General features: G+C 56.3%; 25 protein-coding genes. 10 read left to right on the top strand and 15 right to left on the bottom strand.

Going from position 1 to position 24,886, the window contains the following annotated elements; genetic code table 11:
* Nucleotides 1-50: 50 nt before the first annotated feature.
* Nucleotides 51-899, top strand: a complete 849-nt coding sequence (locus IAE48_RS13665) for a MurR/RpiR family transcriptional regulator (RefSeq protein WP_023481181.1) — start codon at nucleotides 51-53, stop codon at nucleotides 897-899.
* Between the two features lie 56 nt (nucleotides 900-955).
* Nucleotides 956-1,216, top strand: coding sequence for a YfhL family 4Fe-4S dicluster ferredoxin (locus IAE48_RS13670; protein ID WP_042711614.1), 261 nt, complete (start codon nucleotides 956-958; stop codon nucleotides 1,214-1,216).
* Here IAE48_RS13670 and acpS read toward each other — a convergent pair.
* From acpS to rpoE, 11 genes are all read right to left on the bottom strand, one after another.
* Nucleotides 1,213-1,593 carry a holo-ACP synthase gene (gene acpS / locus IAE48_RS13675; protein ID WP_139567334.1) on the bottom strand — a complete coding sequence of 127 codons (381 nt, stop codon included), beginning with the start codon at nucleotides 1,591-1,593 and terminating at the stop codon, nucleotides 1,213-1,215. The two genes, IAE48_RS13670 and acpS, sit on opposite strands and share 4 nt — an antisense overlap.
* Nucleotides 1,593-2,324: a pyridoxine 5'-phosphate synthase gene (gene pdxJ, locus IAE48_RS13680; protein WP_054804447.1), complete on the bottom strand. Its 732-nt coding sequence runs from the start codon at nucleotides 2,322-2,324 to the stop codon at nucleotides 1,593-1,595. The genes acpS and pdxJ overlap by 1 nt, the downstream gene beginning before the upstream one ends.
* Before the next feature lie 65 nt (nucleotides 2,325-2,389).
* Nucleotides 2,390-3,097: a DNA repair protein RecO gene (gene recO, locus IAE48_RS13685; protein WP_023481189.1), complete on the bottom strand. Its 708-nt coding sequence runs from the start codon at nucleotides 3,095-3,097 to the stop codon at nucleotides 2,390-2,392.
* A gap of 10 nt (nucleotides 3,098-3,107) precedes the next feature.
* Nucleotides 3,108-4,019, bottom strand: a complete 912-nt coding sequence (gene era, locus IAE48_RS13690; protein WP_054804444.1) for a GTPase Era — start codon at nucleotides 4,017-4,019, stop codon at nucleotides 3,108-3,110.
* Nucleotides 4,016-4,696, bottom strand: a complete 681-nt coding sequence (gene rnc / locus IAE48_RS13695; protein ID WP_076768826.1) for a ribonuclease III — start codon at nucleotides 4,694-4,696, stop codon at nucleotides 4,016-4,018. Before rnc ends, era begins: the two co-directional genes overlap by 4 nt.
* 208 nt (nucleotides 4,697-4,904) lie before the next feature.
* Complete coding sequence (lepB, locus tag IAE48_RS13700) at nucleotides 4,905-5,879, bottom strand: signal peptidase I (RefSeq protein ID WP_023481224.1); 975 nt, start codon at nucleotides 5,877-5,879, stop codon at nucleotides 4,905-4,907.
* A gap of 15 nt (nucleotides 5,880-5,894) precedes the next feature.
* On the bottom strand, nucleotides 5,895-7,694 hold the full coding sequence (gene lepA, locus IAE48_RS13705) for a translation elongation factor 4 (RefSeq protein ID WP_023481268.1): 1,800 nt from the start codon (nucleotides 7,692-7,694) through the stop codon (nucleotides 5,895-5,897).
* A gap of 144 nt (nucleotides 7,695-7,838) precedes the next feature.
* Complete coding sequence (gene rseC / locus IAE48_RS13710) at nucleotides 7,839-8,318, bottom strand: SoxR-reducing system protein RseC (protein ID WP_023481219.1); 480 nt, start codon at nucleotides 8,316-8,318, stop codon at nucleotides 7,839-7,841.
* Nucleotides 8,315-9,268 (bottom strand): sigma-E factor regulatory protein RseB, encoded by a 954-nt coding sequence (gene rseB, locus IAE48_RS13715; RefSeq protein WP_124967567.1) that lies wholly within the window; start codon nucleotides 9,266-9,268, stop codon nucleotides 8,315-8,317. The genes rseC and rseB overlap by 4 nt, the downstream gene beginning before the upstream one ends.
* Nucleotides 9,268-9,918 carry an anti-sigma-E factor RseA gene (rseA, locus tag IAE48_RS13720; protein ID WP_094421613.1) on the bottom strand — a complete coding sequence of 217 codons (651 nt, stop codon included), beginning with the start codon at nucleotides 9,916-9,918 and terminating at the stop codon, nucleotides 9,268-9,270. Before rseA ends, rseB begins: the two co-directional genes overlap by 1 nt.
* Before the next feature lie 31 nt (nucleotides 9,919-9,949).
* Nucleotides 9,950-10,525 carry an RNA polymerase sigma factor RpoE gene (rpoE, locus tag IAE48_RS13725; protein WP_042716751.1) on the bottom strand — a complete coding sequence of 192 codons (576 nt, stop codon included), beginning with the start codon at nucleotides 10,523-10,525 and terminating at the stop codon, nucleotides 9,950-9,952.
* Nucleotides 10,526-10,941: 416 nt separating this feature from the next.
* Between rpoE and nadB the strand changes: the two genes are divergently transcribed.
* Nucleotides 10,942-12,561: an L-aspartate oxidase gene (nadB, locus tag IAE48_RS13730; RefSeq protein ID WP_200134717.1), complete on the top strand. Its 1,620-nt coding sequence runs from the start codon at nucleotides 10,942-10,944 to the stop codon at nucleotides 12,559-12,561.
* Here the strand turns inward: nadB and IAE48_RS13735 are convergent.
* Entirely contained in the window at nucleotides 12,546-13,283 is a 738-nt protein-coding gene (locus tag IAE48_RS13735; RefSeq protein ID WP_042716757.1) for a tRNA1(Val) (adenine(37)-N6)-methyltransferase, read from the bottom strand. The genes nadB and IAE48_RS13735 overlap by 16 nt on opposite strands.
* A 130-nt stretch (nucleotides 13,284-13,413) precedes the next feature.
* Between IAE48_RS13735 and srmB the strand changes: the two genes are divergently transcribed.
* Nucleotides 13,414-14,748, top strand: coding sequence for an ATP-dependent RNA helicase SrmB (gene srmB / locus IAE48_RS13740; RefSeq protein WP_042716759.1), 1,335 nt, complete (start codon nucleotides 13,414-13,416; stop codon nucleotides 14,746-14,748).
* 42 nt (nucleotides 14,749-14,790) lie between these two features.
* Here srmB and grcA read toward each other — a convergent pair whose 3' ends face one another.
* Nucleotides 14,791-15,174 carry an autonomous glycyl radical cofactor GrcA gene (gene grcA / locus IAE48_RS13745; protein ID WP_023481164.1) on the bottom strand — a complete coding sequence of 128 codons (384 nt, stop codon included), beginning with the start codon at nucleotides 15,172-15,174 and terminating at the stop codon, nucleotides 14,791-14,793.
* A 314-nt stretch (nucleotides 15,175-15,488) separates the two neighbouring features.
* Here grcA and ung point away from each other — a divergent pair, with 314 nt between their 5' ends.
* On the top strand, nucleotides 15,489-16,178 hold the full coding sequence (ung, locus tag IAE48_RS13750; RefSeq protein ID WP_200134718.1) for a uracil-DNA glycosylase: 690 nt from the start codon (nucleotides 15,489-15,491) through the stop codon (nucleotides 16,176-16,178).
* A gap of 102 nt (nucleotides 16,179-16,280) precedes the next feature.
* Here ung and IAE48_RS13755 read toward each other — a convergent pair whose 3' ends face one another.
* Nucleotides 16,281-17,375: a tRNA/rRNA methyltransferase gene (locus IAE48_RS13755; RefSeq protein WP_200134719.1), complete on the bottom strand. Its 1,095-nt coding sequence runs from the start codon at nucleotides 17,373-17,375 to the stop codon at nucleotides 16,281-16,283.
* A gap of 204 nt (nucleotides 17,376-17,579) precedes the next feature.
* Between IAE48_RS13755 and trxC the strand changes: the two genes are divergently transcribed.
* The 5 genes from trxC to IAE48_RS13780 all read left to right on the top strand — a co-directional run bounded on the left by trxC (nucleotide 17,580) and on the right by IAE48_RS13780 (nucleotide 23,299).
* Nucleotides 17,580-17,999: a thioredoxin TrxC gene (gene trxC, locus IAE48_RS13760; RefSeq protein WP_023481256.1), complete on the top strand. Its 420-nt coding sequence runs from the start codon at nucleotides 17,580-17,582 to the stop codon at nucleotides 17,997-17,999.
* 69 nt (nucleotides 18,000-18,068) lie between these two features.
* Entirely contained in the window at nucleotides 18,069-18,755 is a 687-nt protein-coding gene (locus IAE48_RS13765) for a tRNA-uridine aminocarboxypropyltransferase (protein ID WP_200134720.1), read from the top strand.
* Nucleotides 18,756-18,799: 44 nt separating this feature from the next.
* Complete coding sequence (gene pat / locus IAE48_RS13770) at nucleotides 18,800-21,460, top strand: protein lysine acetyltransferase (protein ID WP_200134721.1); 2,661 nt, start codon at nucleotides 18,800-18,802, stop codon at nucleotides 21,458-21,460.
* A gap of 113 nt (nucleotides 21,461-21,573) precedes the next feature.
* On the top strand, nucleotides 21,574-22,929 hold the full coding sequence (gene pssA, locus IAE48_RS13775; RefSeq protein ID WP_042714812.1) for a CDP-diacylglycerol--serine O-phosphatidyltransferase: 1,356 nt from the start codon (nucleotides 21,574-21,576) through the stop codon (nucleotides 22,927-22,929).
* Between the two features lie 46 nt (nucleotides 22,930-22,975).
* Entirely contained in the window at nucleotides 22,976-23,299 is a 324-nt protein-coding gene (locus IAE48_RS13780; RefSeq protein ID WP_200134722.1) for a YfiM family lipoprotein, read from the top strand.
* Here IAE48_RS13780 and IAE48_RS13785 read toward each other — a convergent pair.
* Nucleotides 23,296-24,594 carry an MFS transporter gene (locus IAE48_RS13785; protein ID WP_200134723.1) on the bottom strand — a complete coding sequence of 433 codons (1,299 nt, stop codon included), beginning with the start codon at nucleotides 24,592-24,594 and terminating at the stop codon, nucleotides 23,296-23,298. The two genes, IAE48_RS13780 and IAE48_RS13785, sit on opposite strands and share 4 nt — an antisense overlap.
* Nucleotides 24,595-24,886 lie beyond the last annotated feature (292 nt).

The raw sequence follows: 24,886 nt of genomic DNA on the forward strand, positions 1-24,886 counted from the left end.
CATCCGCGTAATGCACCAGCAGTGAATTACGTGAACACCCCGGAGATCGTATGAACTGTTTGATCCGCATTCGCCAGCGCTATCCCGGCCTTGCGCAGAGTGATAAAAAGCTGGCGGAATTTCTGCTCGAAAACCCCGATCGCGCCCGCCATTTAAGCTCGCAGCAGCTGGCGGCGGAAGCGGGTGTCAGCCAGTCGAGCGTAGTGAAATTCGCGCAGAAGATGGAGTTCAAAGGCTTCCCGGCAATGAAGCTGGCGATCAGCGAAGCGCTGGCCAGCAATCCCAACCCCTACTCCGTACCGGTGCATAATAAAATTCGCGGCGATGACGCCCTGCGCGTGGTCGGCGAGAAGCTAATTAAAGAGTATCAGAGCGCGATGCACGCCTCGCTGGATGTGAACAGCGAAGAGAAGCTGCTGGAGAGCGTGCGCCTGCTGCGCGAATCGCGGCGCATCGTGCTGACCGGTATCGGCGCGTCGGGCCTGGTGGCGCGTAATTTTGGCTGGAAGCTGATGAAGATTGGCCTGAACGCCATTGTCGAACAGGATATGCACGCGCTGCTGGCAGCGGTGCAGGCGCTGGAGCCGGGCGATCTGCTGCTGCCGGTCTCCTACTCGGGCGAACGGCGTGAGATCAATCTGGCGGCTGACGAAGCGTTACGCGTGGGAGCAAAGATCCTCGCGATCACCGGTTTTACCCCCAATGCATTACAGCAGCGCGCGACCCACTCGCTCTATACCATTGCGGAAGAGCAGGCGACGCGCAGCGCGGCCATCTCCTCCACCAGCGCCCAGATGATGCTGACGGATCTGCTTTTTATGGCGCTGGTTCAGCAGGATCTGGAGCATGCCCCGGAGCGTATTCGCCACAGCGAGGAGCTGGTAAAAAAACTGGTTTGAGCAGGCAATCATCGTATAATGCCCGCCCTGTTTGTGTTGTTTCTGAGAATTTCCTGATGGCGCTGTTAATTACCAAAAAATGCATCAACTGCGATATGTGCGAGCCGGAGTGCCCGAATGAGGCGATTTCGCTCGGCGAGAGCATTTATGAGATTAACAGCGACCGCTGCACCGAGTGCGTGGGCCATTACGATACGCCGACCTGCCAGAAAGTGTGCCCGATCCCCAATACCATCCTGAAAGATCCGGCACATCAAGAGAGCGAAGAACAGCTGTGGGATAAATTCGTGCTGCTGCACCACTCTGACAAAATCTAACTTTCGATAATCACCGTCGCACAAGCGTAGTGGCGTTCATCCGCCAGCGTGACGTGCACAGAACGCACGCCCATCCGCTCTGCCAGCCGCTCAGCTTCACCCCACAGGCGCAGGCTCGGCTTTCCCAGTTCATCGTTAAAGACTTCGAATTGATTGAATGCGAGGCCGTTGCGAATGCCGGTGCCGAGCGCCTTTGCCGCCGCCTCTTTCACCGCAAAGCGTTTGGCGAGAAAGCGCACCGGCTGCTGGTGCGCCTCGTAGAGTGCCCATTCATTAGGGCTGAGCACGCGCTTCGCCAGCCGATCGCCGCTGCGGGCGACCACCGCTTCAATGCGTGCGATCTCAACGATATCGGTGCCCAATCCTAAGATAGCCATTATGCGCGCGCTTCCAGCATCAAACGTTTCATCTCCGCCACCGCCTCTTTCAGGCCACTCATCACCGCACGGCCAATAATTGCGTGACCAATATTCAGCTCGTGCATCTCTGGCAGCGCGGCGATCGCTTTAACGTTGTGGTAAGTCAGACCGTGACCGGCATTGACTTTCAGCCCAAGACTGGCGGCATAGGTCGCGGCGTTGGCGATGCGCTCCAGCTCTTTCGCCTGCGCGGCCTCGTTTTCAGCATCAGCGTAACAGCCGGTGTGGATTTCAATATAGGGTGCGCCCACTTCCGCCGCGGCTTTGATCTGCGCGTTATCGGCATCGATAAACAGCGACACCAGAATCCCCGCCTGCGCCAGGCGCTGGCAGGCATCGCGCATTTTGTCGCGCTGGCCGGCCACGTCCAGCCCGCCTTCGGTGGTCACTTCCTGGCGTTTTTCCGGCACCAGGCAGCAGAAGTGCGGCTTCGTTTCGCAGGCAATCGCCAGCATCTCGTCGGTAACAGCCATTTCAAGGTTCATGCGCGTGTGCAGCGTCTGGCGCAGGATACGCACATCTCTGTCGGTGATATGGCGACGATCTTCACGCAGATGGACGGTAATCCCATCGGCACCTGCCTGCTCGGCAATAAACGCCGCCTGCACCGGATCCGGGTATGCGGTGCCGCGCGCGTTGCGCAGAGTGGCAATGTGATCGATGTTTACGCCCAACAGTAATTCAGCCATGACAATCCTCAGTTTCGCAAAATTTCCGGCGCGGTCTTCGCCCCGCCTGGTCTGTGATCCTGCCGCTAGCGCTTAGGCACAAACTGCCGGAATAACTCCCGGCTTTTGAGCGGCTTGCCTCCAAGATACGGCTTCAGGGCAATGCGGGTAAAGCGCTTTGCGGCACGCAGCGTGTCGCTGTCCGGGAACTCCCGCTCGGAGAGCGCGCGTAAGTGTCGCCCGGTGAAGGTGGTGTTGTCGACCACGACGCTGGCGATAAAGCCCTTCTCTTCGCGGTAGCGATAGGTCATGCCATCTTCCACCGCCTCGCCGCTCCCCGCACAGTGCAGAAAATCGACGCCGTAACCGAGATGACCGAGCAGCGCCAGCTCAAAGCGGCGCAGCACCGGCTCCGGCGAGCCACTGACGCCGGCCAGCGCCTGGATGCAATGCAGATAATCAAAAAAGAGTTCGGAGAAGCGCGTCTCATGCTCCAGCACGCGGGAGATGAGTTCATTGACATAGAGACCGCTGTAGAGGGTGATGCCGCTTAACGGCAGCGCCAGCGAGACCGCTTCGGCACTGCGCAGGGTTTTGACTTCACCGCGCCCACCAAAGCGCACCAGCAGAGGGGTAAAGGGCTGCAAAGCGCCTTTGAGGTTGGAACGTTTAGAGCGTGCGCCTTTGGCAACCAGGCGCACACGACCGGACTCTTCCGTGAAGACGTCCAGCATTAAGCTGGTTTCGCTCCAGGGACGGCTATGAAGAACGAAGGCACGCTGCCATCCCTCCATCCGGTGTTACTCAGAGATCGTCGACATAACCGAGACTGCGCAGCGCGCGCTCGTCATCGGCCCAGCCCGATTTCACTTTGACCCACAGTTCAAGGTGAACTTTGGCTTCAAACATCTCTTCCATATCTTTACGGGCTTCGATGCCGATGGTTTTGATTTTGGCGCCTTTGTTGCCAATCACCATCTTCTTCTGCCCTTCGCGCTCAACGAGGATCAGGCCGTTGATGTCATACCCGCCGCGCTCGTTGGTAATAAAGCGTTCGATCTCGACGGTGACCGAGTACGGCAGCTCTGCGCCAAGGAAACGCATCAGCTTTTCACGGATGATTTCAGAGGCCATAAAGCGCTGCGAGCGGTCAGTGACGTAATCTTCCGGGAAGTGGTGAATCGCTTCTGGCAGATGCTTGCGCACGACGCTGGCGATGGTATCAACGTTCATGCCGGTTTCCGCAGAGAGCGGCACGATGTCGAGGAAGTTCATCTGGCTTGCCAGGAACTGCAGGTGCGGCAACAGATCGGCCTTCTCCTGCACGTTGTCCACTTTGTTCACCGCAAGGATCACCGGTGCACGGGCATCACGCAGCTTGTTCAGCACCATTTCGTCATCTGCCGTCCAGCGTGTGCCTTCAACAACGAAGATCACCAGCTCAACGTCGCCGATAGAGCTGCTGGCCGCTTTGTTCATCAGACGGTTGATGGCGCGCTTCTCTTCCATATGCAGACCCGGGGTATCGACGTAGACCGCCTGATAAGCCCCTTCGGTATGGATGCCAACGATACGGTGGCGCGTGGTTTGCGCTTTACGGGAGGTGATCGAGATCTTCTGCCCGAGCAGCTTGTTCAGCAGTGTGGATTTGCCGACGTTGGGACGTCCAACGATGGCGATAAATCCGCAGTAGGTGTTTTCAGTTTCAGTGCTCATTCCAACTCCAGTTTTTTCAGCGCCTGTTCGGCGGCAGCCTGCTCCGCCTTACGACGGCTGGAACCCGTGCCAACCACCGGTTCGCTCAGGCCGCTGACCTGGCAGTGGATAGTAAATTCCTGATCGTGCGCTTCGCCACGCACCTGCACCACCAGATAGGAGGGCAGCGGCAGATGGCGACCCTGCAAGAACTCCTGCAGGCGCGTTTTCGGATCTTTTTGTTTATCGCCAGGACTGATTTCGTCGAGGCGCGTCTGATACCAGCTGAGGATCAATTGCTCAACGGTCTGGATGTCGCTATCCAGGAACACGCCGCCGATCAATGCCTCTACGGTATCCGCTAAAATCGATTCACGGCGAAAGCCGCCGCTTTTCAACTCACCCGGCCCGAGGCGCAGGCACTCGCCCAGCTCAAATTCGCGGGCGATTTCTGCCAGCGTATTGCCGCGTACCAGCGTCGCGCGCATGCGGCTCATATCCCCTTCATCCACGCGTGGAAAACGGTGATAGAGGGCATTGGCGATCACAAAACTTAAAATCGAGTCGCCGAGAAATTCGAGACGCTCGTTATGTTTGCTACTGGCGCTGCGGTGAGTTAAAGCCTGCTGCAACAGATCGTGATGTTGAAAAGTGTAGCCCAGCTTCCGCTGAAGCCGATTAATTACGATGGGGTTCATGCGTTACCAATAAATAAATGCGTCAACAATGCAGCACACGAAACCGACCTGAAGAACCAACGCGGTTTCGTGTGCTGTGGCACCCGGAGGGCCAGCCTTAAACTTCGGGGGAATATTCTATACGCAACGAGGAGGGATGTCGTTAGTAAGAAGGGAATAATCCTGGAAATAATTCGGGGCGCAACAAGAATAATTACGCCCCGCTGAATCAATGAATTCCGCCGATACGATTCAGGCGCACGCCTGTCGGCCATTCACCTTCCTGTTTCTCGAAACTCATCCAGATTGCCGTCGCGCGGCCAACCAGATTCGCTTCCGGCACAAAGCCCCAGTAGCGGCTGTCTGCGCTGTTATCGCGGTTGTCACCCATCATGAAGTAGTGACCCGGCGGCACAATCCAGGTGGCCAGCGGCTGGTTCTGCTGACGGTAGTAAATACCGAGCTGATCCTGCGCGATGGGCACGTTGAGAATACGGTGCGTGACGTCGCCCAGCGTCTCTTTACGCTCGGTAAGACGTACGCCGTCTGCCATGCTCTGCCCTTTCGCCATCTGGAAGAAGCCGCTGCTCGCCTCGCCGCCGTTACGACGGCCAAAGGTCTGCACAAAATCGCTCTCTTCCACATTGCTGTAGGTGACAGGCAGCGCGTTGCCGCACGCCTGACCGGAACTGCAATTTGGCTGCACGGTAACTTGTTTTGTCACCGGATCGTAGCTCACTTTATCGCCCGGCAGGCCGACCACGCGCTTGATGTAATCGAGGCGTGGATCGTCCGGATACTTAAACACCGCGATGTCGCCACGTTTCGGATGACCAGTTTCGATCAGCGTTTTCTGGTAGATAGGATCTTTAATGCCGTAGGCAAACTTCTCCACCAGAATAAAATCGCCGATCAAAAGCGTTGGCATCATCGAGCCTGACGGGATCTGGAAGGGTTCATAGATAAATGAACGCACCACCAGCACAATCGCCAGCACCGGGAAAACCGAAGCCCCCGTCTCCAGCCAGCCCGGTTTCGGGCCAACTTTTTTCAGCGTCTTCGCATCAAGCGCATCGCCCGTCGCTGCCTGCGCAGCGGCCTGACGCTCCCGGCGTTTCGGTGCAAAAATAAACTTATCCAGGCACCATAAAAAACCTGTCACCAGCGTCGCGATCACCAGGATCAGGGCAAACATGTTCGCCATGCCAACTCCTTTAGGTTATTTGCTCTCTTTGCCAACATGGAGAATGGCGAGGAACGCTTCCTGCGGCAGCTCAACGTTACCAACCTGCTTCATGCGTTTCTTACCGTCTTTCTGTTTCTGCAACAGCTTCTTCTTACGGCTGACGTCACCGCCATAGCACTTCGCCAGGACGTTTTTACGCAGCTGTTTCACGGTTGAGCGGGCAATGATGTGGTTGCCAATCGCCGCCTGAATCGCGATATCAAACTGCTGACGCGGGATCAGCTCTTTCATCTTCTCGACCAGCTCGCGACCGCGATACGGCGCGTTATCGTTGTGGGTGATCAGCGCCAGCGCATCGACGCGATCGCCGTTGATCAGCACGTCAACGCGCACCATGTTGGAGGCCTGGAAGCGTTTGAAGTTGTAATCCAGCGAGGCGTAACCGCGCGAGGTGGACTTCAGACGGTCGAAGAAGTCGAGGACCACTTCCGCCATCGGGATTTCGTAGGTCAGCGCCACCTGTTTACCGTGGTAAACCATGTTGGTCTGCACGCCGCGTTTCTCGATGCAGAGGGTAATGACGTTACCGAGGAACTCCTGCGGCAGCAGCATATGACACTCGGCGATCGGCTCGCGCAGCTCTTCGATGTTGTTCAGCGGCGGCAGCTTGGAAGGGCTGTCGACGTAGATCACCTCTTTGTTGGTGGTCTGCACTTCATACACTACGGTTGGTGCCGTGGTGATGAGGTCAAGATCGTATTCACGCTCCAGACGCTCCTGGATGATCTCCATATGCAGCAGGCCGAGGAAGCCGCAGCGGAAACCGAAGCCGAGCGCGGTGGAGCTTTCCGGTTCGTAGAACAGGGAGGCATCGTTAAGGCTCAGCTTGCCGAGGGCGTCACGGAAGTTCTCGTAGTCGTCGGAGCTAACCGGGAAGAGACCGGCGTAAACCTGCGGTTTCACCTTTTTAAAGCCGGGCAGCGCTTTGTCTGCCGGGTTACGGGCAGCGGTCAGGGTATCCCCTACCGGCGCGCCGAGAATGTCTTTGATGGCGCAGACTAACCAGCCTACTTCGCCGCACTTCAGTTCGGTACGATCGATCTGCTTCGGCGTGAAGATACCAAGACGGTCAGCGTTATAGACCTGGCCGGTGCTCATCACTTTGATCTTGTCGCCTTTGCGCATGGTGCCGTTTTTGATACGCACTAGCGAGACTACGCCGAGGTAGTTATCGAACCAGGAGTCGATGATCAGCGCCTGCAGCGGAGCGTCAGGATCGCCCTCCGGCGGCGGAATGTCGCGCACCAGGCGCTCAAGAACATCCGGTACGCCAACGCCGGTTTTCGCCGAGCAGCGCACCGCATCGGTAGCGTCGATGCCGACGATATCTTCAATCTCTTCCGCTACGCGCTCAGGATCGGCCGCCGGCAGGTCGATTTTGTTCAAGACCGGCACCACTTCCAGATCCATCTCCATCGCGGTGTAGCAGTTCGCCAGCGTCTGCGCTTCCACGCCCTGGCCTGCGTCAACCACCAGCAGCGCACCTTCACAGGCGGCCAGCGAGCGGGAAACTTCGTAGGAGAAGTCAACGTGGCCCGGGGTGTCGATAAAGTTCAGCTGATAGGTTTCGCCATCGGTGGCTTTGTAATCCAGCGTCACGCTCTGGGCTTTAATGGTAATGCCGCGTTCGCGCTCGAGATCCATGGAGTCCAGCACCTGGGCTGCCATTTCGCGATCGGAGAGACCACCGCAAATCTGAATAATACGGTCAGACAGCGTCGATTTACCGTGGTCGATGTGAGCGATGATCGAAAAGTTACGAATATTCTTCATAGAGTGAGATTTTATGCCTTACGAGTAACTAAGAGGCCTGTTCGCGCCTGACGTCAATGTACTGAAACGCCGCATTCTACACTACAACCACAACGCGGGGAAATGCTCAAACCGCCCACACTTTGTAAGCGGTAACAGGCAGGATCAGGGGCGGCTTTCAGCGGATGCGTCATCGACGCGAATAAGGTTCGGCGGCAGGCCGACGCTAAGGATTATTGGCTGCCATTCGCTACGGGTGGCAAGCTTCGGCGAGAGACCGCGCGCCAGCAGAAAACCGCCGATACCGCCCAGCACGGCGCCGCTAAACGCCGCCATATCGTTGCCGAACAGGGTCTGGAACAGCGCGCCCATTACAAACAGGCCAAGCAGCGGCGTCATATAGACCAGCACCGCAGAGCCAAGCAGGCTGCTCTCCGCAATGCCCAGCTCCACTTTCTGCCCTGGCTCCAGCGGCTCAGCGCAGGGTACGGCGATGGTATGGGTGGTTTGCGGGCCAAGCTTGTTAAGTACGCGGCTGCCGCAGCCGGCGCGCGAGGCGCAGCTGCTGCAGGAGGCTTTCACGTCACACTCGACCAGCGCCTGGCCATGCTGCCAGGAGACGACGGTTGCCCACTCTTTGATCATTGTGCGGCCCTGAATTTGACGTTATCCGCAATGCGTTTTGCCGTTTGCGGCGGCAACTCGCCCACGATAGTAATTTCGGCGTTGTCACGCACGGTTGTGCTGACAGTGCGTCGACCGGTGCGCAGCATCTGGTCGCTGCTGTTCTGATTTGCACGGTTGATGTTAACCGAGAAGCTGAACAATCCATCGGAGTAGAGGCGTGATTCGACGGGCACATCGACGGTCGGCAGCTGACGGCGGCTGCTGGCAACTTCGGTGAAGCCCTGCGGCAGCCATGACGGCACCCAGTTAAAGTTCACTTTGTCGCCCGTCGGCACCGAAAGCAGCGGCGGCAGGCTCGCTTTCGCCAGCGTTTGCATGCTGTCGCTTACCTGAGGATTGACGTTAAACGCAATCACACGGAACTGCTCAAGAGTTTCGCCATCGCGATCGAGCAGATCGACGCGCATCGGCAGCCGGCTCTCTTCGTCCATCCAGACAATGTAGCTGTAGCGCGTACCGTCACGCGCCACGACGCGGATCACTTCACACAGCCGGTCGGCAATGCGCGTGCGCCCGACGGAGATAAAGTCGTAGTACGGCGAAAGACGTTTGAAGTCGGTATAGACCAGCGACGGCAGCGAATCGACGATGTAGTTACCGTTGAGGGTGAAGGGCTCAAGGCCTGGCTCGAAGTAGCTGATCTCATTGCCGCGCTGCACCACTTCGCGGCGCGGGCCATCCATCTGCAGCAGCTGCGCAAGCGCCTGGTTGTCGAGGCGTGCATGACGATAGCGCAGCGATTCGACACCCTGTTTGTTGATGCTGATAAAGGAGAGTTCGTAATTGAGAGACTGGCTCGCTACATTCATCTGCTGTAACAACGCCCCGGATGAAACATCAGCCGAGGCGTTAGTTGAGCAAAGTAGACCAGCAGCCACAAAAGAGAGGGCACACCAAAGTTGCTTCATTACTGCGATTGCGTTCCTAAGGTTTGATTTCCTGGCACCTGGACAGCGGCCTGCTGAGTCTGCGCCTGTTCAAACTGAAGCTGCTCAGCGTGCAAACGGCGTTGCAGTTCGTAATCCTGCAGCATCGCATTGATGCGACGACGCTGTTCCTGAACCTGCTGCTGCTGACCGGCACTTGCCGTCGCATCAGCCGGAACACCCAGGCTCACCGGGCTGGCTTTGCCCATCATCGGCAGTGTGTTAAACACTGGCGCTTCGGGCTGTTGGGTGGATTCAGCCTGGCCATTATAGTGCTGAACGCCAACAATGACAGCTAACGATACGCATGCCGCAACGCCCATCTGGGTGAGCTGGCTCGCCCACGGACGTACTTTGTGCCAGAACGGCATCTTCTGCCATTGCTGTGGTGCCGGCTGCGCTTCAGGGATAAGCGGCGTCGCAGGCTGCACGGCGTCACTCTCAATCGCGGCCATAACCCGATCGGAGATATCGAAATGCAGCAGGTCGGCAGTATCACCACGCATTGAATCACGGATGAGGTGATAACTCTCCCAGGTTCGCTGCATTTCTGGATCACGGGACAGCTCGCTGAGCAGTTCGTTATCCAGGGTCTCACCATCCATTAAAGCGGAAAGTTTTTCTTTCTGCATGCCTAATACCTTTTCCAGTATCCCGCTATCGTCAACGCCTGATAAGCGGTTGAACTTTATTATCAATGGCTTCCCGCGCACGGAAGATACGAGAACGAACTGTACCCACCGGGCAATCCATGATGACCGCTATCTCTTCATAGCTTAGGCCATCCAGCTCCCGTAACGTAATTGCCATACGTAAATCTTCCGGGAGAGACTCAATAGTGCGGAAAACGATTTGTCGCAGTTCTTCTGACAACATTAAGTTCTCAGGGTTCGAAATTTCTTTCAGCGCGCCGCCGCTTTCGAAGTTTTCCGCTTCATTCGCATCCACATCGCTGGATGGCGGCCTGCGCCCCTGAGCAACCAGGTAATTTTTCGCTGTATTCACAGCAATACGGTAGAGCCAGGTATAAAAAGCGCTATCACCCCTGAAAGAATCAAGCGCGCGATAGGCTTTAATAAAGGACTCTTGTGCTACGTCAGGCACATCGCCTGAAGGGACATAACGAGAGACCAGACTCGCCACTTTATGCTGATAGCGCACCACCAGTAAGTTAAAGGCTTTCTGATCTCCCTTCTGGACCCTTTCAACAAGAATCTGATCCGTTAACTGCTCGCTCATCCGAGGTAAAGTCTCCCCAAAACCCATTTCCACGCGTAGCCAGAACGCCACTCCAAAACTGCATTATGAGCAAGCAGCCAATTAGAGAGCAGACCGGTAAGAAAGTTCCGTCACGCCTTTGTTTTTGTGCAGAGTTACGCAGAACTTTCGTTATCACTCATTATAAGTCTGCCGACAACTGCACCCTGTTCTCAAAGAAAAGACCTTAAGATCGCCAGAGATTACCGCACTAATGCTTTTTTTTCATCCTTAATACACCTTAGTAAACAAACAGCCTTTTCTTAGATTTTATCCTCTCTCTTCAGCCACAAGCGCCCGTCATGTTTAGTGCTTAATACACAAAACAAAAAAATGTGCATTTGCTGTGCGGGTGGTGCTATTCTCGGGCAACACTTGTTTAGTAAATTAAACACACTATGCAAACAACTCCTGAACTCTCCTGTGATGTGCTGGTGATTGGCAGCGGTGCGGCGGGCCTCTCCGTTGCGTTACGTCTGGCTGAGCACCATTCCGTTATCGTTTTAAGCAAAGGGCCGGTCAGCGAAGGGTCAACACTCTACGCACAGGGCGGTATTGCGGCGGTATTTGATAAAACGGACAGCATCGCCTCTCATGTCGAAGATACCCTGATTGCCGGTGCCGGTATTGTCGATCGCCGCGCGGCGGAGTTTGTCGCCAGCCATGCGCGTCACTGCGTGCAGTGGCTTATCGACCAAGGTGTGATGTTTGATACCGAGCTGAGTGAAAGCGGCGATGCCAGCTATCACCTCACCCGCGAAGGCGGGCATAGCCATCGACGAATTCTTCATGCCGCTGATGCCACCGGCAAAGCGGTGGAGAACACGCTGGTGAGCCAGGCGATGAGCCATCCCAATATTCGCCTGCTTGAACGCACCAATGCCGTTGACCTGATTATCTCCGACAAGATTGGCCTGCCCGGTGCGCGCCGGGTGGTGGGTGCATGGGTGTGGAATCGCAATAAAGAGCAGGTTGAAACCTGTCGCGCAAAAGCGGTGGTGCTGGCCACCGGCGGCGCATCGAAGGTTTATCAGTACACTACCAATCCCGATATCGCTTCCGGCGATGGTATCGCCATGGCCTGGCGCGCGGGTTGCCGGGTGGCGAATCTGGAGTTTAATCAGTTTCACCCCACCGCGCTGTTTCACCCGCAGGCGCGCAATTTCCTGCTGACGGAAGCGCTACGCGGCGAAGGTGCACACCTCAAACGCCCGGACGGCACGCGTTTTATGCCGGACTTCGACCCGCGCGGCGAACTTGCTCCGCGCGATGTGGTGGCGCGTGCCATCGACCATGAAATGAAACGCCTCGGCGTCGAGTGCATGTACCTGGATATCAGCCACAAACCGCCTGAGTTTGTGCGCCACCACTTCCCGATGATTTACGAGAAACTGCTTGGCCTCGGCATCGATCTGACTAAAGAGCCGGTGCCGATTGTGCCAGCGGCACACTACACCTGTGGCGGGGTGATGATTGACGATTGCGGCCGTACCGATGTTAATGGCCTCTATGCGGTTGGCGAAGTGAGCTACAGCGGGCTGCATGGCGCTAATCGCATGGCCTCTAACTCACTGCTGGAGTGTCTGGTCTATGGCTGGTCGGCCGCTGAAGATATTGCGCACCGTATGCCGGGCGTCGAAAGCGTGCCTGCGTTACCGGCGTGGGATGAGAGCCGGGTTGACGATGCCGATGAGCGGGTGATTCTGCAACATAACTGGCATGAGCTGCGGCTGTTTATGTGGGATTACGTCGGGATTGTAAGGACCACCAAACGCCTTGAGCGGGCGTTGCGGCGCATTAACTTGTTGCAGCAGGAAATTGACGAGTATTACGCGCACTTCCGCGTGTCAAATAACCTGCTTGAAGTGCGCAACCTGGTGCAGGTAGCGGAGCTGATTGTGCGCTGCGCAATGATGCGCAAAGAGAGCCGTGGCCTGCACTACACGCTGGATTACCCGCATCAGTTGCCGGAATCCGGGCCAACGGTGCTCTCGCCGCAAAGTTACATAAAAAGATAGAAGGCCTGGGTCAGCGCGCTATAGCTTTCTGAATAGCGCTGATCCGCGCCGCGGATCACCAGCCTGTCGGCAAACAGCTCGCCCTGCCGCGGCGAGAAGGCCAGCAGCACACGGTGCGGCAGGCGCCCTTCTGTCTCCGCGACATCGGTACGCAGCCGCAAATGCCAGCCGAGCTGTCGCGCTTTCTCACTAAAGCCTTCGCAGGTTTCAACCGGCAGCACCACACAGAAAAAGCCCTCTTCGGTGATAAGCGTCGCGGCGATCTCCAGCAGCGTCTGGTGATCGAGGGTGGTGGTGTAACGCGCAAGGTCGCGCTCAGGCGTGGCGCACTTGACGCCCTCTTCGAAATAGGGCGGATTGCTGACAATAAGATCAAACCGCGCGGTGTTCTGCTGGCTCCAGGCGAGAATATCGGCGCAGTGGACGCGAATGCGATCGGCCCACACAGAAGCCTGCACGTTCTCCTGCGCCTGCCCTGCCGCCTGCTCATCAAGCTCAACCGCATCGACGGTTACATCATCTGCGGTACGCTGCGCCAGCATTAGCGCCAGTAAGCCGCTGCCGCTACCAATATCGAGAATATGACGGGCGCGGGAGACCGGTGCCCAGGCGCCTAACATTACACCATCGGTACCGACTTTCATGGCACAGCGGTCATGCGCGACGAAAAATGATTTAAACGTGAAGCCATCGCGGCGAAGCTGAGCCTTTGGCTGAGACATCTTTACAACCTCAAAACGGAAAACCGCTGTAGCATAGGGGAAAGCGTAGCGTCAGAAAAGCGATAAGCAGACAACAGATGAAGATTGCAGCCGTAACGTCTATAATCAGCGCCCCACACAGAGGTAGAACATGACTGTAACGACTTTTTCCGAACTCGAACTTGACGACAGCCTTCTGGACGCGCTCCAGAATAAAGGCTTTACACGCCCAACCGCTATCCAGGCCGCTGTCATTCCGCCTGCGCTTGAAGGGCGTGATGTCCTCGGTTCCGCGCCCACCGGGACAGGTAAAACCGCAGCCTTTTTGCTGCCGGCGTTGCAACACCTTCTGGACTTTCCGCGTAAGAAATCCGGCCCGCCGCGTATCCTGATCCTGACACCAACCCGTGAACTGGCGATGCAGGTTGCCGACCACGCGCGTGAACTGGCGGCAAACACCCATCTTGATATCGCCACCATTACTGGCGGCGTGGCGTATATGAACCACGCCGAAGTGTTCAGCGAAAACCAGGATATCGTGGTCGCCACCACCGGCCGCCTGCTGCAGTATATAAAAGAAGAGAACTTCGACTGCCGCGCGGTCGAGACGCTGATCCTTGACGAAGCGGACCGCATGCTGGACATGGGCTTCGCGCAGGATATCGAGACAATTGCGGCTGAAACGCGCTGGCGTAAGCAGACCATGCTCTTCTCCGCCACGCTGGAAGGCGACGCGATCAAAGATTTTGCCGAGCGCCTGCTGGAAGAGCCGGTTGAGGTCTCTGCCACGCCGTCGACCCGCGAGCGTAAAAAAATTCATCAGTGGTATTACCGTGCCGATGATGTGCAGCACAAAACCGCGCTGCTGGTGCACCTGCTGAAACAGCCGGACGCCACCCGCACCATCGTCTTTGTACGTAAGCGCGAGCGTGTGCATGAGCTGGCGACCTGGCTGCGTGAAGCGGGCATTAACAACTGCTATCTCGAAGGCGAGATGGTACAGATCAAGCGTAACGAAGCGATCAAGCGCCTGACCGAAGGCCGCGTCAATGTTCTGGTGGCAACCGACGTTGCCGCACGCGGGATTGATATTCCCGATGTCAGCCACGTGATTAACTTCGATATGCCGCGCAGCGGTGATACTTACCTGCACCGTATCGGCCGTACCGGTCGCGCGGGACGTAAGGGCATCGCCATTTCACTGGTTGAAGCGCACGATCACCTGCTGCTGGGCAAAGTGGGCCGTTACGTCGAAGAGCCGCTGAAAGCGCGCGTCATTGATGAGCTGCGCCCGACAAGCCGTCCGCCAAGTGAAAAACTGAACGGCAAACCGTCGAAAAAAGCCTTAGCGAAGCGCGATGAGAAGAAAAAAGAGAAAGATAAAGAGAAGCCGCGCGTTAAGCAGCGCCATCGCGATACCAAGAATATTGGTAAGCGCCGCAAGCCGAGCACGGCGGGCAGCGAACAGCAGAAGAGCGAAAAGTAAAAAAACGCCGGGGAGACCCGGCGTTTTTATTAGTGCCTGCGATTACAGGCTTTCAGTAAAGGTACGAGCGATAACGTCGCGCTGCTGTTCCGGTGTCAGCGAGTTGAAACGTACAGCGTAACCGGAAACACGAATTGTCAGCTGCGGGTATTTTTCCGGATGCTCAACGGCGTCCATCAGCGTTTCACGACGCAGCACGTTAACGTTCAGATGCTGGCCCCCTTCAACGCGCACTTCCGGCTGCACTTCCATCGGGATTTCGCGGTATTCGATATCGCCAAGTTTGCTTACTGCAACAACATCATCTTCAGCGAAACCGGCTTTTGCACAGACGCAGCGTGCTTCGCCCTTTTCGCTATCAAGCAGCCAGAATGAGTTCAACAGATCGTCATTAGCCGCTTTTGTAATCTGGATACCTGTAATCATGTATAGCCTCCCTAGGCAGATTAGGTGATTGACCGAACGCAGGTCGGCCAATTGGTAAAACCATTGTTGTCTGGTTGTTTATATACCAGCCCGCACCGGGCCATTCTTTGATTTTAGTCAATAAAAACCATACGAGAAAAATGGCTATTAGAGTTTGTTCTTGTTTTATATCAATTTATGCATATCAGGCGCACTAAAAATTTACGTAAGTTTTCAACTATTTTTTAGCGGGTGTACGCTTTTGCGAGCGGCTGATTTTGTTCTGGAGAAAGAAGCAGTTAAGCTACGGCAAACCAACTTTGCAGGAGATCGGGATGACGACTTCATTGACATGGCATGACGTACTGGCAGAAGAGAAACAGCAGCCCTACTTTGTGAATACCCTGAATACCGTGGCCGCTGAACGCCAGTCCGGCGCGACGATCTATCCGCCGCAGAAAGATATCTTCAACGCCTTTCGTTTTACCGAGCTTGGCGATGTGAAAGTCGTGATCCTGGGACAGGATCCCTATCACGGCCCCGGCCAGGCGCATGGGCTCGCCTTTTCCGTGCGGCCCGGTGTCGCCGTTCCCCCCTCTTTATTGAATATGTATAAAGAGTTAGAGAAAACCGTGCCGGGCTTTAGCCGCCCTACACATGGTTACCTTGAGAGCTGGGCGCGCCAGGGCGTGTTGTTGCTTAATACGGTGCTTACCGTGCGCGCCGGGCAGGCGCATTCCCACGCCAGCCTTGGCTGGGAAACCTTTACCGATAAAGTGATCGGCCTGATTAATGAGCACCGTGAAGGCGTGGTCTTTTTGCTGTGGGGGTCGCATGCGCAGAAGAAGGGGGCGATTATCGACAGGAAACGCCATCATGTGCTGACCGCGCCGCACCCGTCGCCGCTTTCGGCTCATCGCGGCTTTTTTGGCTGTAACCATTTTGTGCTGGCGAATGAGTGGCTGGAGCAGCATGGCGAAAAGCCGATTAACTGGATGCCGGAACTGCCGGCGGAAAGCGAATAGGGTCTGCGGGAGATGTGCCGGATGGCGGCGTTGCCTTATCCGGCCTACAAAAGTGCTGCGGGTAAGGCCGGGGAGACGCACGCGCCGCCCGACCTTGATACCTTACGCCTTGTTCTGACGCCACCACTCGGCGAGCAATACGCCCGTTGCGACAGAAACGTTGAGGCTTTCAACGTTGCCGGTGCCTTCAATGGAGACGCTCAGATCGGCGCGCGACAGCGTTTCATCGGAAATACCATCACGCTCCTGGCCTAACACCAGCACCATCTTCTTCGGCAGCTCGGCTTTGAACAGCTGCGTGCCGTTATGGCTGGATGTTGTCACCAGTGCGTAACCCGCCTGACGGAATGCTTCCAGCGCGCCGACAAAACTTTCGCCAGTGATCGCCTGAACGTGCTCTGCCCCGCCCTCTGCGGTACGTACCGCAGCACCGGATTCGATCACGCCCGCATCCTGCAACACTACGCCTTTTACGCCAAAGTGCGCGCAGCTACGCATAATCGCGCCGAGGTTGTGCGGGTTACCCACATCTTCCAGCGCCAGTACGCAATCTTCTTCACCTGCGCTTGCCACCCACTTCTCAACGCTCAGACCGTTGCGTTTTTTGATCAGGAAGCAGACGCCGCCATGGTGCTCAGTGCCGGACGCTTTTGCCAGCTCCTGCTCATCGACCACGTGGTACGCCTTGCGGTTAGCCGCCATCCAGCGCAGCGCTTCTTTAAAGCGCGGCGTGACGCTCTGCACAAACCAGGCGCGTACGATGCAATCCGGGCGGCTGCTGAACAGCGCCTGGCAGGCGTTTTCGCCATACACGCGCGTCTCTTCTGCGCGCTGACGGCGCAGTACTTCAGGATCGATATAGCTTTTACCGCTAATACCGCCGTGGTCCGGCTTCTCCGGCGTTTCATCGCCAGGTGCGCGTGACACGGTGCGCCACGGTGAATCACCCCGTGCGCTGTGATCATCACGCGGTGCGCGACTTCTCTCATCGCGTTGCGGACGACCACCTCTGTCATCACGTGCAGAACGACCTTTGTCGTCACGGCCCGGGCGACTTCTGTCATTGCGGGAAGCGTTTCCGGTACGTGCAGGCCCTTTCCCGGTACGCGGGTTATGACCTCGTTTATCGGAATCATCATCACTGCGGACATACATCACTTTGACCTTGCCGCTCTTGTTCTTTAACTCATCGTTCATGCTTTTCTCCACCAGCGCTGCGCGAAGCGCGCAGATTACCTGATGTGCCGACGCTTCGCCATTAATTCATTCAAAAGCCAGCGACTATTGTACTCATTGAATAAACCACGTTGTTGTTTAAAACCTGTACATCAATAATACGTAACATTGTAGAAACATAACGGCATCATGCCGCTGTGTACCACCGCTTCCCTGAGGTTAGTTATGAATACCGTATGTGCAAGCTGCCAGGCGTTGAACCGTATCCCACAAGAACGCATGCAAGATGCAGCGAAATGTGGGCGTTGCGGGCACGAGCTGTTCGACGGCGACGTGATCAACGCCACCGGCGAAACGCTCGATAAACTCCTGAAAGACGATCTGCCGGTGGTCGTCGATTTCTGGGCACCGTGGTGCGGCCCATGCCGTAACTTTGCGCCGATCTTTGAAGATGTCGCGGAAGAGCGCAGTGGCCAGGTACGCTTTGTAAAAGTGAACACCGAAGCAGAACGCGAACTGAGCGCGCGTTTTCGCATTCGTAGCATTCCGACCATCATGCTGTTCAAAAATGGCGAAGTGGTGGACATGCTTAGCGGCGCGGTGCCGAAAGCCCCGTTCGACAGCTGGCTGAACGAATCTCTCTGATCCTGTCGGGGCGCATCTTGTGCCCCGTTTTTACCTCTGCGACAATGGCGTTTTTCCTGTGCGACCGCCATGACTGATAACGCCGTTCTCAAACTCCGCGCTGAGCGCCTTGCCCGCTCGACCCGCCCTTTTCTTGCGCGTGGTAATCGCATCCGTCGCTGTCAGCGCTGTCTGCTGCCGCTGCGCAACTGCCTGTGCGACACCTTAAAGCCAACCGCTGCCGCCAGCCGCTTCTGCCTGGTGATGTTCGATACCGAACCGATGAAGCCGAGCAATACCGGGCGTTTAATTGCCGATGTGCTGCCCGATACGCTAGCGTTTCAGTGGTCGCGCACCGAACCGCCGCAGGAGCTCATTGATTTATGTACCAGCGATGCCTATCAACCGATGGTGGTGTTTCCAGCTTCTTATGCTGGCAGTGAACGACAAGTGCTGAGCGCGCCGCCCGCAGGAAAACCGCCGCTGTTTATTATGCTCGACGGCACCTGGACCGAAGCGCGCAAGATGTTCCGCAAAAGCCCCTATCTTGATGCCCTGCCGATTATCTCCGTCGATCTGTCGCGGGTTTCGGCCTATCGCCTGCGGGAAGCGCACGCCGAGGATCAATACTGCACGGCGGAAGTAGCCATTGCCCTGCTCGATCTGGCCGGTGATAACGCCGCGGCGCAGGCATTAGGCGATCATTTCACGCTGTTTCGTGAGCGCTATCTGGCCGGGAAACCGCATCATTCGTCCACCGTCACAGCAAAAGCGTAAGAAAGCGTTTAAAATCATCGGGTCACTTATTTGTGGAGGCCGGTATGAGCCAGCGAGGGTTGGAAGCGTTATTACGTCCCCGTTCGATTGCGGTTATCGGCGCATCCATGAAACCGGATCGCGCCGGTTTTCTGATGATGCGCAATCTTCTCGCCGGCGGCTTTGCCGGGCCGGTGCTGCCGGTCACGCCCGCCTACAAAGCCGTGCAGGGCGTGCTCGCCTGGCCGGATATCGCCAGCCTCCCCTTTACTCCCGATCTTGCGGTGCTCTGCACCCATGCGAAACGCAATCTGGCGCTGCTGGAGGCGCTTGGCGAAAAAGGGTGTAAAACCTGCATTATTCTCTCTGCCCCGCCGGAACAGCATGCTGAATTACTCGCCTGCGCAGGCCGCTATCAGATGCGCCTGCTCGGGCCAAACAGCTTAGGGCTGCTCGCGCCGTGGCAGGGTCTGAACGCCAGTTTCTCACCGGTGCCGATTACGCGCGGCAAGCTGGCGTTTATTTCCCAGTCCGCTGCCGTCTCTAATACCATTCTCGACTGGGCGCAGCAGCGCGAGATGGGGTTCTCCTACTTTATTGCGCTCGGCGACAGCCTGGATATCGACGTTGATGAGCTGCTCGATTTCCTGGCCCGCGATAGCAAGACCAGCGCCATTCTGCTCTATCTGGAGCACCTCAGCGATGCGCGCCGTTTTGTCTCCGCCGCCCGCAGCGCGTCGCGCAATAAACCGATTCTGGTGATCAAAAGTGGCCGTAGCCCCGAAGCGCAGCGCTTGCTGCATGCCCATTCAGGGCTCGATCCCGCCTGGGACGCGGCAATCCAGCGCGCTGGTTTACTGCGCGTACAGGATACCCACGAACTCTTCTCCGCTGTTGAGACCTTAAGCCATATGCGCCCGCTGCGCGGCGAGCGGCTAATGATTATCAGCAACGGTGCGGCACCCGCAGCGCTGGCACTGGATCAGCTCTGGTCACGCAATGGCAAGCTGGCGACGTTAAGCGAAGAGACGCTGGCGCAACTCTCTGCTGTACTGCCGGAGTCTGTCGCCGCCAGCAACCCGCTCGATCTGCGCGATGACGCCAGTTGCGAACGCTACGCCGCCGCGCTAAACATCCTGCTCGACAGCCATGATTATGATGCGCTGATGGTGATCCACGCGCCGAGCGCCGCGGCCCCGGGCAGCGAAAGCGCGCTGGCGTTGATCGATGTGTTGAAAAAACACCCGCGCGGCAAATATGTCACCGTGCTGACTAACTGGTGCGGCGAGTTCTCGTCGCAGGAGGCGCGTCGGCTCTTTAGCGAAGCGGGGCTGCCGACTTACCGTACGCCGGAAGGGACCATTACCGCCTTTATGCATATGGTTGAGTATCGCCGTAACCAGAAGCAGCTGCGTGAAACCCCGGCGCTCTCCCAACGCCTGACGGCAGATACCGCCGATGCACGGAAACTGCTGCAACAGGCGCTGGCCGAGGGCGCAACGACGCTCGACACCCATGAGGTGCAGCCAATTTTGCGTGCCTGGGGGCTGCAAACGCTGCCCACCTGGATTGCGGGCGACAGTGCCGAAGCGGTACATATTGCCGAGCAGATTGGCTACCCCGTCGCGCTGAAGCTGCGCTCGCCCGATATTCCGCATAAATCTGAGGTACAGGGGGTGATGCTCTATCTGCGTACCGCCAAAGAGGTGCAGCAGGCGGCGGATGCCATTATTGAGCGCGTTAAGCTCAACTGGCCGCAGGCGCGCATCCAGGGTTTGCAGGTGCAGAGCATGGCGAATCGCGCAGGCGCGCAGGAGTTGCGGGTGGTGGTAGAGCACGATCCGGTGTTCGGCCCGCTGATTATGCTGGGCGAAGGCGGCGTCGAGTGGCGCGCGGAGGATCAGGCCGCGGTGGCGTTACCGCCGCTCAATATGAACCTCGCCCGCTATCTGGTGATTCAGGCAATTAAGCGTAAAAAGATCCGTGGGCGCAGCGCTTTACGCTCACTCGATATTGCCGGGCTGAGTCAGTTTCTGGTGCAGGTCTCCAATCTGATTATTGATTGCCCGGAGATTGCGCGGCTCGATATTCACCCTCTGCTGGCGTCCGGCAGCGAATTCACGGCGCTGGATGTCTCGATGACATTAGCGGCGGCCAGTGAAAATGGCGAAGCGCGGCTGGCGATCCGCCCCTATCCGCAATATCTCGAAGAGCAGGTGACGATGAAAAACGGCGAGCACTGCCTGTTCCGCCCGATCCTGCCGGAAGATGAGCCTCTGCTGCAGCAATTTATCTCGCAGGTAACGAAAGAGGATCTCTATTACCGTTACTTTAGCGAGATCAACGAATTTACCCATGATGATTTAGCGAATATGACGCAAATCGACTACGATCGGGAAATGGCATTTGTCGCAGTACGCCGCACGGAGCAGGGTGAAGAGATCCTCGGCGTAACCCGTGCGATATCGGATCCGGATAACATTGATGCCGAATTTTCCGTGTTGGTGCGTTCTGATTTAAAAGGTCTTGGGCTTGGGCGGCGTCTGCTGGAAAAACTTATTGCCTATACCCGGGATCACGGACTTAAGCGTTTGAATGGTATTACTATGCCCAACAATCGCGGTATGGTGACGCTGGCGCGTAAACTGGGATTTGATGTCGATATCCAGATGGAAGACGGGATTGTAGGACTTTCACTTCCTCTGGCAGAGACGGCGCAATCCTGAGTAAGGTACTGGAAATGTTGACCACTTTAGTGGACACGGTGTTATTATTGCCCGCTTATGTCGTCTGCATGGTACAGAAGACCCTTCAATAAACAGAGAAGAAACGCACTGTGATGTTGTCAAAATTTAAGCGTAATAAACATCAACAACACCTTGCCCAACTCCCCAAGCTTTCTCAGTCAGTTGATGAGGTAGAGTTCTTCTACTCACCGGCCGATTTCAGGGAGACGTTGCTTGCCCGGATAGCGAGCGCGACACGCCAAATCTATATCATCGCCCTTTATCTGGAACAGGACGATGGCGGCAAAGGCGTAATGAACGCGCTGTATGAAGCAAAACGTCAGCGTCCGGAGCTGGATGTGCGCGTACTGGTTGACTGGCATCGCGCCCAGCGTGGCCGCATTGGTGCGGCGGCGTCCAACACCAACGCTGACTGGTACTGCCGTTTAGCGCAGGAGAATCCCGGCGTTGATGTTCCTGTTTATGGCGTGCCGGTCAATACGCGCGAAGCTCTCGGCGTTCTCCATTTCAAAGGCTTTATTATCGATGACGCGGTGCTTTACAGCGGCGCGAGCCTCAATGATGTTTACCTCCATCAACATGATAAATATCGCTATGACCGCTATCAGCTGATCCGCAATCCGCAGATGGCGGAAGTGATGCGCGGCTGGCTGGAGTCAAACCTGATTCACGGGCGCGGTGTTAATCGTCTTGACGATCCAGCGCGGCCAAAAAGCCCGGAAATTAAAAACGATATTCGCCAGTTCCGCCAGGCGTTGCGCGATGCCTCGTTCCATTTTGAGGGCAACGCCAGCAATGACGAACTGGCGGTTACGCCGCTGGTTGGCCTCGGGAAATCGAGCCTGCTGAATAAAACTATCTTCCATCTGATGCCTTGTGCGGAACAGAAACTGACTATCTGTACTCCGTACTTCAACCTGCCGGCAGTGCTGGTTCGCAACATTATTCAGCTGCTGCGCGATGGGAAAAAGGTGGAGATTATCGTTGGCGATAAAACGGCGAATGACTTTTTTATCCCGGAAGATGAGCCGTTCAAAATCATCGGCGCGCTGCCCTATCTTTATGAGATTAACCTGCGCCGTTTCCTGAGCCGCCTGCAGTACTACGTTAATACCGACCAGCTTGTGGTTCGCCTGTGGAAAGATGGCGATAACAGTTATCACCTGAAAGGGATGTGGGTCGACGATGAGTGGATGCTGCTGACGGGTAATAATCTCAACCCGCGCGCCTGGCGTCTGGATCTGGAAAACGCGGTACTGATCCACGATCCGAAACAGCAGCTGGCGGCGCAGCGCGATAAAGAGCTGGAACTTATCCGCACCCACACAACGGTAGTGAATCACTATCGCGATCTGCAAAGCATCGCCGAGTACCCGGTGAAAGTGCGTAAGCTTATTCGCCGCTTGCGCCGTATCCGTATCGATAAACTGATCAGCCGGATCCTCTAATATTGAAGCCCTGTCTTATGACGGGGCTTTTTTCAGGTCTCTGCGTATGAACAAAACCTGTCTGTTAAGCACCCTCTTATTAACCGGCTGTAGCCACATGGCGAACGATAGCTGGAGCGGCCAGGATAAAGCTCAGCACTTTCTGGCCTCGGCCATGCTCTCTGCAGCAGGGAATGAGTATGCGCAGCATCAGGGTATCAGCCGCGATCGCAGCGCTCTTATCGGCGTGATGTTTTCAGTAAGTCTTGGTTCGTCGAAGGAACTTTGGGACAGCCGCCCGGCGGGGAGCGGCTGGAGCTGGAAAGATTTTGCCTGGGATGTCGCCGGTGCCACAACGGGCTACGCCGTGTGGCAACTGGCTGAACATTAGAGGCGTATGCCCTTCCCTTTGCGGTGCAGCGTCAGCGATACCAGAAATGCTACTGCGCCCATTGCGGTGACGTACCAGAAGAAAGCGGTTTCGAAACCGACTGATTTTAATGACAGCGCCACATATTCAGCCGATCCGCCAAACAGTGCATTCGCCACGGCATAAGATAAGCCAACGCCCAGGGCACGCACCTGCGCCGGGAACATCTCCGCTTTTAATATCCCACTGATTGAGGTGTAGAAACTGGCGATCACCAGCGCCAGCATGACGAGCGCGAAAGCGGCATAGGGTGAAGTTACGCTGTGCAGCGCCGTGAGGATTGGCACCGTACAAACGGTCGCCAGCCCGCCAAACAGCAGCATGGAGGTGCGCCGCCCGATGCGGTCGGATAACGCACCAATAATCGGCTGGATCAGCATAAAGAGGAACAGCGCTGCGGTCATGATGACGCTGGCAACATTCGCATGCATACCGGCAGTATTGACCAGGTATTTCTGCATATAGGTGGTAAAGGTGTAGAAGGTGAGTGAGCCGCCGGCGGTAAAGCCAAGCACCATCAAAAATGCTTTGCGGTTGCGCCACAGCCCTTTCATAGAGCCAGCTTCTTTCAGGGATCGCACTTCCTGCTGGGAGGTTTCATCCAGCTGGCGACGTAACCAGAGCGCGACAATGGCCAGCGCTGCGCCCAGCGCGAAAGGTATACGCCATCCCCAGGCCCTGAGTTCTGAGTCTTCCATCACTTGCTGCAGGATAACCACAACCAGCAATGCCACCAGTTGTCCGCCGATCAGGGTGACATACTGAAATGAGGCATAAAACCCTTTGCGCCCCTCTACTGCCACTTCGCTCATGTAGGTCGCGCTTGTGCCGTATTCGCCGCCAACCGACAGCCCCTGAAAGAGACGTGCTAACAGCAGTAATGCCGGAGCCCAGGTACCAATGGTTTCATATCCCGGTAAGCACGCGATCACTAACGAGCCTAAACACATCATGCAGACCGAGATCAGCATCGATCTTTTACGCCCATGACGATCGGCAATACGACCAAATAACCACCCGCCGATGGGGCGCATCAGGAAACCTGCGGCAAAAACACCGGCAGTTTGAAGCAGTTGAGTGGTGGGGTTACCTTGCGGGAAAAAGATGTGCGCAAAATAGAGGGAGCAAAAAGAGTAGACGTAAAAATCGAACCACTCTACCAGGTTACCCGATGAGGCCCCGACGATGGCCCATACCCGGCGACGCGTATCGCTGCTGGTGAGAGAGGCATTATTTTTCATGCTGTTTTCAGCCATTCGTATGTAACTCCTGCTTACAATAGATATTATTTTTAGAGCGAACTTCCCTGCTCAATGTGGACAAAAGAGGGAGATGTTACATGTTTGTTATGGTTAAAAGGTGACGAAGATCCCATTTCGACTTAGGTAGGTTAGTAATTAAGATTATGACCCGGTGGGTACGTTTGTCATGCCTGGTAACGGCGGCAGGATTATACGTGTTGAGGTTAAATGATCTTTTCCAGCAAGGCAGGCTATGGTGGAAAAAGAATAGCAAAAAGCCTCATGCTTTCGCATGAGGCTTTCGGCT

It is taken from the genome of Kosakonia sp. S57, from assembly GCF_016516575.1.
In the GTDB taxonomy this organism is placed as follows: Bacteria; Pseudomonadota; Gammaproteobacteria; order Enterobacterales; family Enterobacteriaceae; genus Kosakonia; species Kosakonia cowanii.

Excerpts from the sequence above, each read along its gene's own strand:
- pssA (WP_042714812.1), top strand. The coding sequence starts at position 21,574 with ATGTTGTCAAAATTTAAGCGTAATAAACATCAACAACACCTTGCCCAA.
- recO (WP_023481189.1), bottom strand. The coding sequence starts at position 3,097 with ATGGAGGGATGGCAGCGTGCCTTCGTTCTTCATAGCCGTCCCTGGAGC.
- ung (WP_200134718.1), top strand. The coding sequence starts at position 15,489 with ATGACGACTTCATTGACATGGCATGACGTACTGGCAGAAGAGAAACAG.
- IAE48_RS13735 (WP_042716757.1), bottom strand. The coding sequence starts at position 13,283 with ATGTCTCAGCCAAAGGCTCAGCTTCGCCGCGATGGCTTCACGTTTAAA.
- rseB (WP_124967567.1), bottom strand. The coding sequence starts at position 9,268 with ATGAAGCAACTTTGGTGTGCCCTCTCTTTTGTGGCTGCTGGTCTACTT.
- grcA (WP_023481164.1), bottom strand. The coding sequence starts at position 15,174 with ATGATTACAGGTATCCAGATTACAAAAGCGGCTAATGACGATCTGTTG.
- IAE48_RS13665 (WP_023481181.1), top strand. The coding sequence starts at position 51 with ATGAACTGTTTGATCCGCATTCGCCAGCGCTATCCCGGCCTTGCGCAG.
- IAE48_RS13670 (WP_042711614.1), top strand. The coding sequence starts at position 956 with ATGGCGCTGTTAATTACCAAAAAATGCATCAACTGCGATATGTGCGAG.
- IAE48_RS13765 (WP_200134720.1), top strand. The coding sequence starts at position 18,069 with ATGACTGATAACGCCGTTCTCAAACTCCGCGCTGAGCGCCTTGCCCGC.
- srmB (WP_042716759.1), top strand. The coding sequence starts at position 13,414 with ATGACTGTAACGACTTTTTCCGAACTCGAACTTGACGACAGCCTTCTG.
- IAE48_RS13785 (WP_200134723.1), bottom strand. The coding sequence starts at position 24,594 with ATGGCTGAAAACAGCATGAAAAATAATGCCTCTCTCACCAGCAGCGAT.
- IAE48_RS13755 (WP_200134719.1), bottom strand. The coding sequence starts at position 17,375 with ATGAACGATGAGTTAAAGAACAAGAGCGGCAAGGTCAAAGTGATGTAT.
- acpS (WP_139567334.1), bottom strand. The coding sequence starts at position 1,593 with ATGGCTATCTTAGGATTGGGCACCGATATCGTTGAGATCGCACGCATT.
- pat (WP_200134721.1), top strand. The coding sequence starts at position 18,800 with ATGAGCCAGCGAGGGTTGGAAGCGTTATTACGTCCCCGTTCGATTGCG.
- rpoE (WP_042716751.1), bottom strand. The coding sequence starts at position 10,525 with ATGAGCGAGCAGTTAACGGATCAGATTCTTGTTGAAAGGGTCCAGAAG.
- pdxJ (WP_054804447.1), bottom strand. The coding sequence starts at position 2,324 with ATGGCTGAATTACTGTTGGGCGTAAACATCGATCACATTGCCACTCTG.
- lepB (WP_023481224.1), bottom strand. The coding sequence starts at position 5,879 with ATGGCGAACATGTTTGCCCTGATCCTGGTGATCGCGACGCTGGTGACA.
- rseA (WP_094421613.1), bottom strand. The coding sequence starts at position 9,918 with ATGCAGAAAGAAAAACTTTCCGCTTTAATGGATGGTGAGACCCTGGAT.
- rseC (WP_023481219.1), bottom strand. The coding sequence starts at position 8,318 with ATGATCAAAGAGTGGGCAACCGTCGTCTCCTGGCAGCATGGCCAGGCG.
- nadB (WP_200134717.1), top strand. The coding sequence starts at position 10,942 with ATGCAAACAACTCCTGAACTCTCCTGTGATGTGCTGGTGATTGGCAGC.
- lepA (WP_023481268.1), bottom strand. The coding sequence starts at position 7,694 with ATGAAGAATATTCGTAACTTTTCGATCATCGCTCACATCGACCACGGT.
- era (WP_054804444.1), bottom strand. The coding sequence starts at position 4,019 with ATGAGCACTGAAACTGAAAACACCTACTGCGGATTTATCGCCATCGTT.
- IAE48_RS13780 (WP_200134722.1), top strand. The coding sequence starts at position 22,976 with ATGAACAAAACCTGTCTGTTAAGCACCCTCTTATTAACCGGCTGTAGC.
- rnc (WP_076768826.1), bottom strand. The coding sequence starts at position 4,696 with ATGAACCCCATCGTAATTAATCGGCTTCAGCGGAAGCTGGGCTACACT.
- trxC (WP_023481256.1), top strand. The coding sequence starts at position 17,580 with ATGAATACCGTATGTGCAAGCTGCCAGGCGTTGAACCGTATCCCACAA.